The organism is Bradyrhizobium sp. USDA 4501 (assembly GCF_054062115.1).
This window is the reverse complement of record NZ_JBSSEX010000001.1, coordinates 6,813,969-6,829,521: the sequence shown is the minus strand read 5'-3', so window position 1 is coordinate 6,829,521 and position 15,553 is coordinate 6,813,969. Positions and strand designations below refer to the sequence as shown.

Annotated in this window: 12 protein-coding genes; 4 read left to right on the top strand and 8 right to left on the bottom strand. The window is 64.3% G+C overall.

The genetic code is table 11. The features are described 5' to 3' along the window. Nucleotides 1-12: 12 nt before the first annotated feature. Both ACVWZM_RS31385 and ACVWZM_RS31380 read left to right on the top strand, forming a co-directional pair. The gene (locus ACVWZM_RS31385) at nt 13-1,236 is read left to right on the top strand and encodes a polyhydroxyalkanoate depolymerase (RefSeq protein ID WP_456817212.1); all 1,224 of its coding nucleotides are present in this window, start codon (nt 13-15) and stop codon (nt 1,234-1,236) included. 194 nt (nt 1,237-1,430) lie between these two features. Further along, nucleotides 1,431-2,225: a substrate-binding domain-containing protein gene (locus ACVWZM_RS31380; protein WP_456855523.1), complete on the top strand. Its 795-nt coding sequence runs from the start codon at nt 1,431-1,433 to the stop codon at nt 2,223-2,225. A gap of 62 nt (nt 2,226-2,287) precedes the next feature. On the opposite strand, the gene ACVWZM_RS31375 is transcribed toward ACVWZM_RS31380, so the two are convergent. From ACVWZM_RS31375 to ACVWZM_RS31345, 7 genes are all read right to left on the bottom strand, one after another. Then, nucleotides 2,288-3,124 carry an IS5 family transposase gene (locus ACVWZM_RS31375; protein ID WP_456834810.1) on the bottom strand — a complete coding sequence of 279 codons (837 nt, stop codon included), beginning with the start codon at nt 3,122-3,124 and terminating at the stop codon, nt 2,288-2,290. A gap of 138 nt (nt 3,125-3,262) precedes the next feature. Continuing rightward, complete coding sequence (locus ACVWZM_RS31370; RefSeq protein ID WP_456855522.1) at nt 3,263-4,999, bottom strand: protein kinase domain-containing protein; 1,737 nt, start codon at nt 4,997-4,999, stop codon at nt 3,263-3,265. Between the two features lie 60 nt (nt 5,000-5,059). Beyond that, on the bottom strand, nt 5,060-5,878 hold the full coding sequence (locus ACVWZM_RS31365) for a formate/nitrite transporter family protein (protein ID WP_137480433.1): 819 nt from the start codon (nt 5,876-5,878) through the stop codon (nt 5,060-5,062). A gap of 429 nt (nt 5,879-6,307) precedes the next feature. Then, nucleotides 6,308-7,054 (bottom strand): transporter substrate-binding domain-containing protein, encoded by a 747-nt coding sequence (locus ACVWZM_RS31360; RefSeq protein ID WP_456782126.1) that lies wholly within the window; start codon nt 7,052-7,054, stop codon nt 6,308-6,310. Nucleotides 7,055-7,211: 157 nt separating this feature from the next. After that, nucleotides 7,212-7,637, bottom strand: a complete 426-nt coding sequence (locus tag ACVWZM_RS31355) for a DUF4399 domain-containing protein (protein ID WP_168856950.1) — start codon at nt 7,635-7,637, stop codon at nt 7,212-7,214. A 37-nt stretch (nt 7,638-7,674) separates the two neighbouring features. After that, complete coding sequence (locus ACVWZM_RS31350; protein WP_456855521.1) at nt 7,675-9,219, bottom strand: SUMF1/EgtB/PvdO family nonheme iron enzyme; 1,545 nt, start codon at nt 9,217-9,219, stop codon at nt 7,675-7,677. Nucleotides 9,220-9,418: 199 nt separating this feature from the next. Then, the gene (locus ACVWZM_RS31345; RefSeq protein ID WP_456855520.1) at nt 9,419-10,609 is read right to left on the bottom strand and encodes an MFS transporter; all 1,191 of its coding nucleotides are present in this window, start codon (nt 10,607-10,609) and stop codon (nt 9,419-9,421) included. Nucleotides 10,610-10,683: 74 nt separating this feature from the next. On the opposite strand from ACVWZM_RS31345, the gene ACVWZM_RS31340 reads away from it, so the two are divergent. Together ACVWZM_RS31340 and ACVWZM_RS31335 are read left to right on the top strand one after the other, a co-directional pair. Further along, complete coding sequence (locus ACVWZM_RS31340) at nt 10,684-11,496, top strand: AraC family transcriptional regulator (RefSeq protein ID WP_076824223.1); 813 nt, start codon at nt 10,684-10,686, stop codon at nt 11,494-11,496. Nucleotides 11,497-11,654: 158 nt separating this feature from the next. Next, a complete protein-coding gene (locus ACVWZM_RS31335) occupies nt 11,655-13,007 on the top strand; it encodes a malonyl-CoA decarboxylase (RefSeq protein WP_076823983.1) in 1,353 nt (450 codons plus the stop codon). A gap of 146 nt (nt 13,008-13,153) precedes the next feature. Here the strand turns inward: ACVWZM_RS31335 and ACVWZM_RS31330 are convergent, their stop codons facing one another. After that, a complete protein-coding gene (locus tag ACVWZM_RS31330; protein ID WP_456855519.1) occupies nt 13,154-15,517 on the bottom strand; it encodes a TonB-dependent receptor in 2,364 nt (787 codons plus the stop codon). Between the last annotated feature and the right edge of the window lie 36 nt (nt 15,518-15,553).

Sequence of the window (15,553 nt, the reverse complement as noted above, 5' to 3'; positions counted from 1 at the left end):
GGGTGGATGCGTATGATGTCAATGATGTACCAGGCCTATCAGAACCACATGGACCTCACGGCGCCATGGCGGACCGGGGCTGCAGCGGCGCTGAAATACCTCAATCTGGTGCCGCAGGGCGCCGCTGACCGGATGTATGGCCGGCTCGCGGCCGCGCTCGAGCTGATCTCCCGCTCCAGCCTGACCTACGCGCGGCCCCCTTATGGCATCGGCAGCGTGACCGTCGGCAACAGGGAATTGCAGGTGACCGAGGAGGTTGCCTATGCGACGCCGTTCGGCTCGCTGCTGCATTTCAGGAAGGTGGACGGCCCGGAGCAGCCGCGGCTGCTCTTGGTGGCGCCGATGTCCGGGCATTTTGCCACGTTGCTGCGAGGCACCGTGAAGACGCTGCTACAGGACCACGACGTCTACATCACCGACTGGCACAATCCGCGCGACATCCCGCGCAACGAGGGCCGCTTCGGCCTCGAGGACTACACCGACCATCTGATCGACTTCCTCGGCCAGCTCGGCCCGCGCGCGCATATGGTGGCGATCTGCCAGCCCTCGGTGTCGGCGCTCGCCGCCGCCGCGATCATGTCGGAAGACAATCATCCGGCGCGGCCGGCCTCGCTGACCCTGATGGCCGGGCCGATCGACACAAGGATCCAGCCGACCAAGGTGAACGAATTCGCCAAGAGCAAGCCGATCAAATGGTTCGAGGACAATCTGATCAACTACGTGCCGATGCAGTGCAAGGGCGCGTTGCGCCAGGTCTATCCCGGCTTCGTGCAGCTCACTGCGTTCGTGTCGATGAACCTGGAACGGCACATCAAGCAGCATATCGATCTGGCCCACCATCTCGCCAAGGGCGAGACCGCCAAGGCCGAGGTGATCAAGACCTTCTACGACGAATATTTCGCGGTCATGGACCTGCCGGCGGAGTTCTACATCGAGACGGTGCGCGATGTGTTTCAGGAGCATCTGTTGCCGCAGGGCATGCTGATGCATCGCGGCCGCCCGGTGAATCCGGCGGCGATCCGGCGCATGGGGTTGATGACGGTGGAAGGCGAGAAGGACGACATCTGCTCGATCGGCCAGACGCTCGCCGCGCAGGACCTCTGCACCGGAGTCCGCACCTATCGCAAGGTGCATCACATGCAGGCCGGCGTCGGCCATTACGGCGTGTTTTCCGGCAAGCGCTGGAACAACGAGATCTACCCGCTGCTGCGCGATTTCGTGCATGTGAATTCGTGACGGATCGGCAACGATCTTTCCCCGTCATTGCGAGCGAAGCGAAGCAATCCATCGTTCCACATGGGCGGAAAGGTGGATTGCTTCGTCGCTACGCTCCTCGCAATGACGGGTGGCGGCTAGCCACGCATCGACTCGCGCTATAGTCTCCCGGCCACGACGACCCGCTTCCCAAGAATCGTCCAGGGAGAAACTCCATGCGCGCGCCCACTGCCTTCCGTGCCCTCACGCTCGCCCTGATCGGCGCCCTCGCCTTCACCTCAGCCGTATCCGCCGCCGAAGTCCATGTCATGATCTCGGGCGGACTGACGGCGGCCTACAAGGCGCTGGTGCCGGAGTTCGAACGCAAGACCGGGCACAAGGTGGTGACCGCCTTCGGGCCGTCGATGGGTACCACGAAGAACGCCATTCCGGTGCGGCTGGAGCGCGGCGAGCCGGCCGACGTGCTGATCATGGTCGGCTATGCGCTCGGCGATCTCATGAAGCAGGGCAAAGTGCTGGCCGACAGCCGCGTCGACCTCGTGAAGTCGCCGATCGGCATCGCGGTGAAGGCCGGCGCACCAAAACCGGACATCGGCTCGGCCGACACCGTCAAGCAGGCGCTGCTGGCGGCGAAGTCTGTCGCCTATTCCGACAGCGCCAGCGGCGTCTATGTCTCGACCGAGATGTTCGCAAAGCTCGGCATCGCCGATCAGATGAAGGACAAGGCGCGGATGATCCCGGCGACGCCGGTCGGCGAGATCGTGGCCAAAGGCGAGGCCGAGATCGGCCTGCAGCAGATCTCCGAGCTGAAGCCGGTCGCCGGCATCGACATCGTCGGCCCATTGCCGGAGCCGTTGCAGAAGATCACGGTATTTTCCGCCGGGATCGCGACGGCTGCAAAGGAGCGTGAGGCCGGCAAGGCGCTGATCAGCTTCCTCGCCTCGCCGGACGCGCGCGACGCGCTGGTGAAGAGCGGCCTCGATCCGATTACGGCGGGTGGGACGCATTAGCGGCGTCCGACTCTCTCCCCGTTCTACTCCCTCCCCGTCATCCTGAGAGTCTGACTCATAAATCACCCAACCTTAGCTGCAGCCGCGAGTCTGCGGGTCAGGAGCCTGATGTGTGCAATCAGCAGCCAGGCAGCTTCGGTTGCCGCCGTCGCCTCGAAGTCCTTGGCGAGGCGGCGGCATCTGCCGAACCAAGCGAATGTGCGTTCAACCACCCACCGCCTCGGCAGAAGCTGGAAGCCTTTGACGCCTTGAGGCCGCTCGACGATCTCGACAGTCCATGGACCGCAGTCTGAGAGCGCGTCGAGGAGTTGATTTCCGCGGTAGATCCGGTCGGCAAAGACGTGGCGCAGCCGGGGGAAGTTCATCCGCACGTTCTTCAGCAGCGGTACGGCGCCATGGCAGTCCTGAACGTTGGCCGGATGAACATGAACCCCAAGGAGGAGGCCATTGGTATCCGTCACGATATGCCGCTTGCGGCCGTAGATGCGCTTGCCTGCATCGTAGCCGCGCGGTCCGCCAGCTTGCGTGGTTGGCGCACTTTGACTGTCGATCACGGCTGCCGTCGGCTTCGGTGTCCGTCCAAGCTTTTTTCGCGCCCGTCGGACAAGCACGCTGACAATCCTCTGCCACCGGCCTGTATCCCGCCATTTATAAAAATAGCCCTGCACCGTCGAATAGGGCGGGAACTCCTGCGGCAACGCCCGCCACTGGCAGCCGGTCGAAACGATATAGAGGATCGCTTCGATCACACGACGCAGCTCCGTCTTACGCGGCCGGCCGCGCCGGTTCGCTCGCGGCAACAGGCGTCTGATCACCGCCCACTCCGCATCGGTCATATCGCTTGCATAACGCAGATCGTCCCGCCGATATTGCTCCCGAGTGATCTTGGTCCAGGGCATCGTGCTCTCCCTCGAATCTTTGCAAATCCGATGGAATCACACCCCACTGAGATCACTCACCCATTTTTCAGTCAGGCTCTGAGGAGCCCGCACTTGCGGGCTCCTCAGGGTGACGGGACTAGATGGCGACTAGATACACTACCGCCAATGATGCGCGCCGTAGGCGAGCAGCAGCACCACGACCAGCGCCAGCAGCAGCGTGGTCGACTTCCAGAACAGCACCGGGTTGCGCTCGATCAGCGGGGTCGATGACGTCGTCAGATATTTTGCGTTGGGATTGCGCAGGTCGAACAGGAACTCCGAAAAGCTCTCGTAGCGCTTAAGCGGGTTGGCATGCACCGCGCGCTCCAGCGCGCCGTCGACCCAGCCCGGGATCTCGCGCCCGCGATGCGCGGCCGGTCGGTAGACCAGCCGGTTGAAGTCGGATCGTGTCCGGGCCCGCGCGATCTGCGCGCCATAGGGCAAGCGTCCCGTCAGCATCTGGTAGGTGACGACGCCGAGCGAGAACAGGTCGGAGCGCGCGGTGCCGCCCTCGCCGAGGAAATATTCCGGCGCGGTGTATTGCTGGGTGCCCAGGATGTCCTCGACGCCCGCCGGCGCCGCCTCGCCGACGCCCGCGATCCGCGTCGAGCCGAAATCGATGATCTTCACCGTGCCAGTCCTGTCGATCATGATGTTGTCGGGCCTGACGTCCTGGTGCAGCATCTCCTTGCGGTGGAAGGCGCGCAGCCCTTTTGCAATTTGCTCGGTGATGCCGCGTACCGTCTCCAGCGACGGCGCTGGATTGTCCGTGATCCACTGCGTCAGGGTCTGACCGTCGATATATTCCATCGTGACGTAAAGGAAATTGCGCTTGCGCTGCGGCAAAAACGGCTTCAGCACATGCGGGCTGTCGATCCGCCGGGCGACCCATTCTTCCATCATGAAACGCTTCAGATAGGCCGGATCGTCGCGCAGGTCGATCGAGGGGATCTTGATCGAGACCGTGGTGGCGCTGTCCTCGTCGACCGCGAGATAGATGTGACTGCGGTGCGATGCGTGGAGCTCGCGCACGATGCGATAGCCGTCGAACAGCATCCGTGCGTCGAGCAGCGGCGGCAGCGGCAGTTCGGTCGGCTGGCCGAACACCTCGCCGGCATCGCCGTCGGGCAATTCGTCGATCCGGACGATCTGCACGGTGAGATTGTCCGGGCTGCCGTTCTCATAGGCCTGCTCGACGATCGATTTCGCCGCAGCATCGAGAGACGCGGCACCGTCCTTGATCGTCTTCGCCAGCTGCCGCGCCGGGACATGCTCGTAGATGCCGTCGGTCACCAGCAGGAAGATGTCGCCGCGCTCCAGCGGGAGCGCCTGGTAGTCGATCTCGAGCTGCGGGTTCACGCCGAGCGCGCGGCCGAGATAGCTCTGCTGCGAGGAGATCACGACGCGGTGGTCGTTGGTCAGTTGCTCGAGGCTGTTGCCGGCGACGCGGTAGATCCTGGAGTCGCCGACGTGGAACAGGTGCGCCGTGGTCGACCGGATGACCAGGGCGCTCAGCGTGCAGACGTAACCCTTGTCCTTGTCGTAGGGATTCTGGCTGTGCCTTGTCTGCGCGTGCAACCAGGAATTGGTCGCCTCCAGCACGCGCTGCGCCGAGCTCTTCACCGACCAGGATTCCGAGGTGCAGTAGTAGTCGGTCAGGAAGCTCTTGACCGCGGATTCGGCGGCGATGCGGCCGAGGCTGCTCGAGGAGATGCCGTCGGCGAGCACCACCGTGATGCCCTTCAGGCCGAGCAGCGGCTCGCCGGGGATCAAGGCGCCGTGGAAGTCCTGATTGGCGTCCTTGCGGCCCTGATCAGAGAATTGCCCGACCGATATTTTCAGCGCGCGCGGCATCGACCGTCCCAAAGCGAATGGGGCCCTCCGCGACAGGAGAGCCCCATAAGTCGTCGAGGATCAAGCCGCGAGGCGCTGGCGCTTCGGCGCCGTCTTCACATGCGTCGTGTAGAGCGTGAGCCCGGTGAAGGCGAGGCCGCCGGCGAGGTTGCCGAGCACGGTCGGGATCTCATTCCAGATCAGGTAGTCCATGATCGAGAACTTCGCATGCAGCATCAGTCCCGACGGGAACAGGAACATGTTCACCACCGAATGCTCGAATACCATGTAGAAGAACACCAGGATCGGCATCCACATCGCGATCACCTTGCCGGGCACCGTCGTGGAAATCATCGCGCCGACGACGCCGGTCGAGACCATCCAGTTGCAGAGCATGCCGCGAATGAACAGCGTGGCCATGCCGGCCGCGCCATGCGCAGCGTAGCCCAGCGTCCGGCCCTCGCCGATGTTGCCGATGGTCATGCCGACCTTGTCGGGCTCCTGCGTGAAGCCGAATGTCGTGACAAAGGCCATCATGAACGCCACCGTGAGCGCGCCTCCGAAATTGCCGATGAACACGAGAGCCCAGTTGCGCAGCACGCCGCCGAGCGTAACGCCGGGGCGCTTGTCGAGCAGCGCCAGCGGCGAGAGCACGAACACGCCGGTCAACAGATCGAAGCCCAGCAGATAGAGCATGACGAAGCCGACCGGAAACAGCAATGCTCCGACAAGCGGCTGACCCGTATTGACGTTGATCGTCACGGCGAACCAGGCTGCCAGCGCGAGGATCGCGCCGGCCATATAGGCGCGGATCACGGTGTCGCGGGTCGACATGAAGATCTTGGATTCGCCGGCATCCACCATCTTGGTGACGAATTCGGACGGAGCGAGATAGGCCATTCGTAAAATCCCCTTGCGCAATTCGGCCGCGCCGGTTGCCTGCCGGAAGCGACGCGGGTTGGTTGAAATGCTCGTCCGTCCGGGGAGATGGGGCTGCGACGATTGCTCGAGACGCCCGGGCCGGGCACCTTGATCCCCTCGCCTCGGCCAGCACTGGCCTTGGCAATCCGGAGGACGGCAGTCGTCATTGACTGGTGCAATCAAAAGCAATGGATGTGCCAAGCGGCGACGCTGGCGGTTGGCTTTAAATCCCCGTCAATACAATGAGTTAGGCTGGTGGCGCAGGAACCGCACGGCGCGATGGCGCGGAATTATGCAGCATGCCCAGATGTCGCCCAGAGGATGCGCGCCCCTCCATCACCGTCATCCCCGCGCAAAGGCTTCGCCTTTGCGCGGGGTAAAGGGGAAAGAGTCGATACGCGCGCTACTTCACTTCGCCTCGGTGCGGACCGGCGCGCCCTTCAGCCCGTTGTTGTCGTAGGCCTTGCGCAGCGTGCCGTTGGCGATCGCCTCCGTCATGAACCTGGTGGCGAAGGCCGCGGCGAGCGGATGGTTGAGCGGTACCGCGACCGCGGTGACGGTCTGCTTGAAGGTCTCGTCCAGCACGCGCGTGCCCGGAATCTTCTTCGCCATCGCGTTGAGCTGATCGCGCGACAATGCGAAGGCGTCGATCTCGCCGCTCTTCAGCAGATTGAAGATCTCGTCGTAGGTCTGATAGCCCGTCACCTTGGCGTGCTTGAGATGGGCGATCGCGCCGCGCATCGTGGTGGTGGCATTGACGGCGGCGACCTTGACGCCGTCCTGGTCGAGCGTGGCGAAATTCGTGATCGTCGAGCCGGGCTTGACGATATAGGTAGCGTCGGCAACCTCGTAGATCGGCCCGAACGTCATCTTGGTCTCACGCTCGGGATCCTTGGGCAGGAAGGTGATGTCCCAGGTGTTCTTGGCCGCCGCGTCGGTGATCTGGCCGGAATTCTGGTGCACGACATATTCGACGGGGATGCCGAGTTGCGCCGCCATCTCGCGGCCGAGATCGACGGGAACGCCCGCATAGCCGCTCTCGGTCTTGGTCGACCAGAACGCGCCGCCGGCCGGGCTGATCGCGATCGCGACCCGGAGCTTTCCGGTCGGTGCGATCTGATCCTTCAAGGCGTCGGCATCCGCTGATGTGGCCATGACAATCACTCCCAGAACGAGGCCGGCCAGACGCAGCAGTCGAGACGACATCGGACGTCCTCCACGCCGAATCTTGCTGTCCGGCAGGCGCGCAACAAACCGCACGGCGCGGCCTTGTGCAAGCGCCGGTTCCCGCAAGGGAGCTATCCGTATCGGCCTATCTGACCCGGACGGTGATTTTTTCGGAGACGACCGGCGGGCTGAATGGATAGTGCTTGGCGTCGCCCAGCACCAACTGCAGGGTGTGCTTGCCGGGCGCCAGGTCGAGCTGCGTCTCGGTCTGGCCGGCACCGAAATGCAGATGAGACTTGTCCGACGGGATCGGCTCATTCGCATTCAACGGCTCATTCACGTCGATCAGAAGATGGTGATGGCCGCTGTTCGGGTAGTCGTCGCCGGCATGGGTGACGCCCATGTTGCGCAGCCCAAAGCGGCACCAGAACGGGCTCTTGAGCTTGGCGCCGTCGCGCGGCCAGATGAAATACAGCTTGGTGTCCTTGCCGGCCGGCTTGTTCTGGGCGTCGGCCGGAGCCGCGAACAGCGTCAGTGCCGCGGCGAGCATGATCAAGCCTGCACTTTTCATAGCCCCTCCATGAAGCCTGGCGATCAGGGATGATCGCTCAGGGAGACAGCGCGACCCGGAAACCGTGGGTCGGATAACGGACATTGGTGTCGTAATTATCGCGATTGGCCGGACGCACATAGCGTGCGTCATTCTTCCACGAGCCGGAGCGGATGACATGGGAGGCGCAGTCGCCGCCGGACCAGACCGCACCGTCGGTCGGCGCGCCCTGGTAATTCCTGTGCCAGCAATCCTCGACCCATTGATCGACCCCGCCGCCCATGTCGTAGAGGCCGAACGGATTCGGCTTGTAGCTGCCGACCTTGACCGGCTGCTCGGCCGAACTGTCGCCGCCGCAATCCTTGCATCCGGCGTGGCCCGATTGCACCTGGTCGCCCCACCAGTACTTCGATTGCGTTCCGCCGCGCGCCGCATATTCCCACTCGGCCTCGCTCGGAAGCCGGTAGGCCTTCTTGGTGCGCTCGGCGAGCCACGTCACATATTGCTTCGCATCGCTCCAGCTCACATTGGTGACCGGAACGTCGTCCTTGCCGCTGGCCGTGAAGCCACAGGCCTTGGCCGCCGCGCAGGCGTTCCATTCGCGGACCGTGACCGGATACTTGCCCATGGCAAAGGGCTTGACCGTCACCCGGCGGATCGGCCGCTCCGACGGATCGTCATTGCTTCCCATCGAGAAGCTGCCGGCTTGAAGCGAGACCAGTTCGGGCTCCGGCAGCTCCGGGGTAGGGCTCGCCGAGGGCGCGGGTTGAGGCGACGCTTGCTGTGTCGGTGCCGCCGGGGCCGGACTTGCGGTTTGGGTCGGAGCCGGGCTTGGTGCCGGCGGCTGGACGGCAGGCGATGCCGTCGGTGACGGAGGCGCCTGCGCCACGTCGGCCGGCTTGCCGCGCGGTTGGGCGAGCAGATACCACAGCACGCCTCCGGCGATGATCGCGACCGCCAGTCCGAGCAGCGTGAGCAGGACGGACTCGCGGCGCCTGCGCGTCCTTTGGTACGCAGCGGCGTCCGGCAGCACGCGATAAACCCGGACCGGATCGGTGATGTTCTTGACCTTGCGGTCGCCGAGCGATTCGTATCCGCAGACCATCTTGTGCTTGATCTGCTCGTAGATGCCGCCGGAGATGAAGACGTCACCCGGCGCCGCGATCCCTTCCAGGCGCGAGGCCACGTTGACGCCGTCGCCATAGATATCGTCGGGCTCGATGATGACGTCGCCGAGGTTGACGCCGATCCGGTACTCGATCCAGTGATCTCTCGCGATCGCCGCGTTGCGGCCGATCATGTTCTGCTGGATCACGATGCTGCAACGGACGGCCTCGACCGGACTGTCGAACATCGCGATAAAGCCGTCGCCGGTGGTCTTGACCAGCTTGCCGTGGTGCTCGGCGATGGTGGGCTCGATCAGATCGCGCAGGGTCCGCTTGACGCGCGTATGCGTGCCTTCCTCATCGAGCTGCATCAACCGGCTGTAGCCGGCGATATCGCCCGCTACGATCGCGGCGAGGCGCCGCGGCATTGAATCGCCGGGAGGCTGGGTGTTGTCGGGCTGTGACCGGCCTGACTTGAAGTCGCGAATTTCTCCCATAGCGCTCCGGCTGCTCCGCAAAGACGTGTTCAAGGCGCAACCGGCGCCTTCGTCCCCGAGGCCCGCTTGAACCTACCACACCTGCGGGTCGGAACAAAGTTCGCGAAGCGTGACCATGTCACGGTTATCCGCCGTCGGTCGAGGCCCGCCGGTCGGGCACGCCTCGTCGCAACGTTAAACGGGCGGCAAAACGCCTGCGTCAGCCCGCCTGCGCGGCCGGGGTGCGGATCTCGCGCGGCAGGATGATCGCGGCGGCGATCGCCAGCAGGCAGAGTGCCGCGAACGCGCGCAGCATCATCGAGAAGCCGCCCTGGTCGTACAACCATGCCACCAGGCCGACGGACGCGCCGGCCGCGGTGAAGCCGACGAAATAGCGCACCGCATAGGCGCGCGAGCGCCATTCCTCGGTGGTGTACTTGCCGACCATGGCATCGTTCACCGTGACCTGGCCGAACGCGCCCATCACGATGCCGATCGAGACCACGATCAGCGGCAGGTTGTTTAGGCTCGCCGCCAGATAAAGGAACGGCGCCAGCAGGAACGACAGCGGCAGCGCCACCGTCTTCAGCGAATATCTGTCGAGCAGCTTGCCGATGGTGTACTGCGTCATCGCGCCGAACACATAGACCCCGGCCGCGATCACGCCGAGCAGCGCCGGGCTCTTGGTCAGGTCGGCGAGCCGTTCGGCGAACAGCTTCGGCAGCGCCACCGTCACCGCGTTGAAGGTGGTGGAGATCGCGATCACCACGATCAGCAGCGACAGCACCACCCGCCACATGTCCTCCTTGGCGACCCGCACCTGCGCTGCCGCCTGCCTGGAGCCCTTGCGGTCCTCATGCACCACCGTCATCGCAAAGGCGATGCCGATCAGCACGGTGACCGTGCCGGGCACGATGAAGGCCCAGCGCCAGCCGAGATACTGGCCGATCACGCCGGTCACCAGCGCCGACGAGGCGACGCCGAGATTGCCCCAGACGCCGTTGATCCCCATCTGGACGCCGAGCTTCTCGGCATAGGACACGATCATCGCGGTGCCGACCGGATGATAGATCGAGGCGAAGACGCCGATCGCCAGCAGTGCGGCGCCGAGCTGCAGCGGTGTCTGCACGAAGCCGACCGAGATCATCGACAGGCCGATGCCGACGAAGAAGATCACCATCATGTGGCGGCGGCTCCAGCGGTCGCCGAGCCAGCCCGTGACCAGCGAGCCGGCGCCGAAGGCGATGAAGCCCGGGGTCGCATAAGGCAGGAGTTCCGAATAGGCCATGCCGAGCGCCGGACCCATGATGATGACGGCGGCGGCGAAAATCAGCATCGCGTAGTGATCGATGAAATGGGCGGCGTTGACGAAGGTGATCACCCGGCTGGGACTGTTGCTTGGACTGTTCATCGGCACGTCTCTCACGCGATTCTTCAATTGCTCGAAAATAGGTTATAGGTGCTTGTCCTGACGGGATGTCGCCAATGACTATCGCTGAGCCGCCAATAAGAGCCCTCCACCAGGACCGGCGCGTCACCGGGGACGGCGTGCATCTGGTGGCGCGCAGCTACCGCAAGGGCGTCCGGCTCGACCCGCACCTGCACCGCGAGGCACAGCTGGTCTATGCCGCCAGCGGCACCATGCAGGTGACGACGCCGAAGGGGCGCTGGCTGGTGCCGCCGGACCGCGCGGTGTGGGTCCCTGCCCTGCTCCCGCACGCGATCGACGTGCTTGGCGACATCGAGATGCGCACGCTGTATTTCGACCAGGCCTGGCTCGCGCGCGAAAAGCGCAGTGACAGCCTCGACCACGAATTCGTGGTGCGGGTGTCGCCGCTGGTGCACCAGGCGATCCTCGCGCTGTTCGACGCCTCATGCGGACGCGAGCGCACCGATCTGTTGATTCGCCTCGTGATGCTGGAGTTGCACCAGGCCGAGGATTCCGCGACCTTCATCCCGCTGCCGCAGGAGCCGCGCTGCCGCCGCGCCGCCGACCTCGTGCTGGCCGATCCGACGCAGGACCACGACATCGACGCGCTGGCGCGCACGGTCGGCACCTCGGCGCGGACGCTGTCGCGGCTGTTCTCGGCTGAGACGCAGCTCTCGTTCAAGAGCTGGTGCCAGCGCGCCCGCATCGCGGCCGCGATCGAGCGCCTGTCGAGCAGCGCGAATGTTTCGGTCAAGCAGGTCGCCTCCGACCTCGGCTATGCCAGCGTGCCGGCATTTTCCCACGCGTTCCGGCAGGTTACCGGCAAGACACCGACCGCGTTCGCGGAGAAAACGTGCGAGAAAACGTGAACCGGGTTTGTCACCGGGCGCAGCGACGACGAATTATACCGCTGTCGCGCTGCGACATATTTCCGTACGATCCATGCGCTTGATTGCTGTGCTCCCGACCTTAAATCCCGTGTAAGGTCCGGCTTCATTGGATACGACCTGCTGGATACGACCTGCTCATGGCCAATGCCTTCTTCTCCGATCTGCTCTCGACGATTTCCGAACGCGGCCGCGTCCTGCTCGGCCGCGCCAGCCCGGCCGACGACAAGCAGGATGCTTCCGAACTGCTGGAATTGTGCGAGGCGCTGTTATCCGGCCGCGGCGAAGCCTCCGGCACCGCGATGGCGCGCGAAGTGCTCGACCGCTACCACCACCTCGATGCCGCCGGGCGGCTGTCGTTCTTCCAGACGCTGGCCCGCGATTTCGGCCCCGATCACGCCAAACTGGCGCAGGCGATCGAAAGCTGGCGCGCCAAAGCCAATGGCGACGATGCCAGCGACCTGCATTTCGCGTCCGAGCCGCGCCGCCAGGAATTGATCCGCCGGCTCAATCGCGCGCCGGGCGGCACCGGCGAACTGGTGTCGATCCGCTCGGATCTGCTTTCATTGATGAAGGGCAACAAGGACCTTGCCGCGCTCGATCGCGACGTGGTGCATCTGCTCTCGTCCTGGTTCAACAGGGGATTCCTCGTGCTGCGCAGGATAGACTGGTCGTCTCCGGCCAATATTCTGGAGAAGATCATCCGTTATGAGGCCGTACACGAGATCCGCGATTGGGACGATCTGCGCCGCCGCATCGATCCGATCGATCGCCGCTGTTACGCCTTCTTCCATCCGGCGCTGGCCGACGAGCCGCTGATCTTCGTCGAGGTCGCGCTCACCGAAGCCATCCCGGGCGCAATCGCGCCGCTGCTGGCCGAAGAGCGCGAGCCGGTGCCGGTCGAGCGCGCCCGCACCGCGGTGTTCTATTCAATCTCCAACACCCAGCGCGGCCTTGGCGGCATCTCCTTCGGCAGCTTCCTGATCAAGCAGGTGGTCGAGGAGCTGCGCCGCGAATTGCCGAAGCTCGACAACTTCGTGACGCTATCGCCGGTGCCGGGCTTCATGCAGTGGGTCAAGCAGGCCGACGACGTGCCGCTCACCGAGGAGGACCGCCGGCTGCTGGAAAGCCTCGGCAAGCCCGACTGGTTCGAGAACGCCGAGCTCGCGACCCAGCTGCGCGCCGTGCTGGAGCCGCTTGCCGCCTACTATTTCCTGAAGGCGCGCACGCCGAAGGGACGACTGATCGATTCGGTCGCGCGCTTCCATCTCGGCAACGGCGCACGCTTGGAGCGGATCAACTGGCTCGGCGATCTCTCGCCCAAGGGCCTGCGCGAATCCGCCGGCATCATGGTCAACTACCTCTACCGCCTCGACGACATCGAGAAGAACCACGAAGCCTACGCCAACAATGGCGAGGTGATCGCCTCGAGCGCGGTGAAGAAGCTGTTGAAGGGCGAAGGCCGGCGGCTGCTGGACATGCGGTTGGGATGACAGGGCCAACCCCTCTCCACGTCATTGCGAGCACACCTCTCTACCGTTGTCATGGCCGGGCTTGTTGTCCCGGCCATCCACGTCTTTCTTATAGACCGCGGCAAAGACGTGGATGCCCGGGACAAGCCCGGGCATGACGGTGAAAGCTAAAACCTCGCCCGCGCCATCAGCCTTACCGTGCGGCCCTGTCCCGGCGAGATATTGTTGTTGCCGTCAGCCGACGCCCAATAGCCCTTGTCGAAGATGTTCTCGACGTTGAGCTGGGCGCTCCAGGTCTCGTCGATCTTGGCATAGATCGCCGCGTCGAACCGCACGAAGCCCGGCAGCCGCACCGTATCGTCGGACGAGGCGAAGGAATCGCCGAAATAGATCACGCCGAGCGCAGCCGCCCACATCGGCGTGAACTGATACTTGTTCCACCAGGCAAACTGATTGTACGGCACCAGCTGGACGCGGTTGCCGGGCACGACGGTCGCCGAGGTGGCGCCGGTGATCTTCGCGTCGGTGTAGGCATAGGCCAGCGACGACTGCCATTGCGCGGTGACATAGCCGGTCAGGCTCGCCTCGACGCCTCGCGTGAGCGTGCCGCCGGAGGGGAAGAAGAAGCCGGGATTGTTGCCGTCGGCGATCGGCTGGTTGGTGCGGTTCAGATTGTAGACCGCGGTCGAGAACAGCAGCTTCGGATTGATGTTCCACTTCATGCCGAGCTCGACATTCTCGAAGCGCTGCGGCTGCAGGATCAGGGTGCCGTCGTTCAGCGCGCTGAACTGGTCGCCCGAGGCCGGCAGGAAGGAGACGCTGTAGGCGGTATAGACCGACATCGAATCGATCGGCTTGATGATCAGGGCGCCCTGCGGCGACACCAGATTATCGACGCGATTGCGATTGATGTTGGTGTTCATGTCGGTGGCCGACATGTCGTAGCGATCGAACCGGGCGCCGGCGATGATCTGCACGGCGCGCGAAATCTCGATGGTGTCCCTGAGATAGCCGGACTGAATGTTCAGCGCATAGCGGCTGTTCGAATCGGGCGTGGTGACTCCGTCGCTGTTGGTGCCGGTGAAGTGGTGAAGAAACGTCACCGGGCCGAAATAGGTCGGCGCGAACGGGTTCTGCACGATGGTGTTGGTGCCGTTCGGGAACACGCCGGTGTTGCGGATATCGACGCCGGTCTGCCGGCCGAACTCGGTGCCGAAGCCGACGGTGTGGAACAGCGGCCCGGTCCAGGCCTTGTAGGTGAAATCGGTCTGGTTGAAGACATTGTCGCGGTTCGTCGTGTGCTGATAGGCGCCGAGATTGACCGCGGTGTCGGCAGGATTGACCGCGCCGGCGAGCGGACCGCCCGTTGGATAGACGTTCTGATAGAATTTCTGGTAGTCGGCGGCGATGGTGCCGTTGCGCACCGTCAGCCCGTTCTCGAAATCGTGCTCGATGATGGCCATGCCGGTCTGCACCGTCGCCTGCGCAGTGTTCAGGCTTGGGCTGCCGAAGAAGGTCGAGAAGTCGCCGTTCGGCGCGAACGGCGTGGTCGGGTTGAAGCGGGTCGCGCCGCCCGGCAGACCCTGCGAGGGATTGCCGCGATCGGCGGTGCGCTCGTCGTGAAAGTACTCGTAGCTCAGTTTGATTTTGGTGTTGTCGTCGGGCTTCAGCGTCACCGTCGGATTGATGCCGTAGCGCTCCAGATGATTGAAATCGCGGAAGGCGTCGGCACCCTCGTAGAACACGTTGAGCCTTGCTGCGACGTTGTCGTTGATCGCCTGTCCGGCATCGAGGCTGACGCGGCGATCGCCCCACGAGCCGGTCTGCGCCGTCGCCTCGTAGACGCGGTTGCCGTCGGCTTCCTTGAGGGTGCGGTTGAGCAGGCCGCCGCCGGCGCCGCGGCCGAAGGTCAGCGCGCTCGGCCCCTTCAGCACCTCGATGCTCTGGGCGTTGTACATGTCGCGGAAATACTGCACGTCGTCACGAAAGCCGTTGACGAAGAAGTTGGCGCTGGAATCGACGCCGCGGATCACGAGTTCGTCGCGATTGCCCTCGCCCTGATGCACGGCAACGCCGGGGACATAGCGGGTGACGTCGGTGAGGCCCTGATAGTTCTGGTCGCGGATCTGCTCCCGCGTGATCACGTTGAGCGATTGCGGGATGTTGACGATGGCGGTGTTGGTCCTGGTCGCAACCGACGTGCTGTTGGCGAAATAGCCCGATGTGCCGGTGCGGGCGTCCTGCGATTCCGCGAACGGTTTTGCCGCCGCCGCGGGCGCGATCCGCCGTGCCGTCTGGGTGCGGCGGCCTCGTGCTGCGGCGGTGTTACGCGATGTCGATGGTGCGTTGCGGCGACGTTGCGTGGCCGGCGCGGTGACGGTCACCGGCGGCAGCGACGAGGCGCCGGCCTGCGACGGCGCCGATTGCGCCTGTGCGGCAGACGTTGCGAGCGGAACGCTCAGCGCGAGATAGCTCGCCGTGAGCAGCGCAAGCAAGACAGTGCGACGATGGGCTTGTGTTCTTGATGTCATGACGTCGTCCCCAAGCAACTCTCGCCTTCGCTGAAG